Here is a 348-nt window from a genome sequence, read left to right as displayed (position 1 = left end):
TGGAAAGTGGGTCGCGTCACTGAACATGCCGCCAACGTCCGCAAGGACTGGCAGCATAAACTCACCACCTCCATCGTTCGCGAGAACCAAACGATTTCGATGGAATCCCTGTATGTCCGTGGCATGGCGGCTAGTGCGAAAGGAAGTGCTGACAAGCCCGGATCGAACGTCAAGGCCAAGTCAGGCCTGAACCGTTCGGTTCTGAATGCGGGATTTGGTGAAATTGCCCGACAACTGGAATATAAGGCTGTCTGGGCCGGTCGAACGGTTGTCAAGATCGATCGTTGGTACCCGAGTTCGAAGCGGTGTTCGAGTTGCGGATACGTCCTCAAGAGTCTTTCGCTTTCG

Annotated in this window: 1 protein-coding gene; it reads left to right on the top strand. The window is 54.6% G+C overall.

Features of this window, described 5'->3' with window-relative positions; translation table 11 throughout:
• Positions 1-348, top strand: a 348-nt coding sequence (locus IV91_RS0115095) for an RNA-guided endonuclease InsQ/TnpB family protein (protein ID WP_031599606.1), incomplete at both ends; no start/stop codon positions are given.

The organism is Ferrovum myxofaciens (assembly GCF_000735045.1).
GTDB classification, from domain to species: domain Bacteria; phylum Pseudomonadota; class Gammaproteobacteria; order Burkholderiales; family Ferrovaceae; genus Ferrovum; species Ferrovum myxofaciens.
This window is presented reverse-complemented; position numbering and strand designations above follow the sequence as displayed.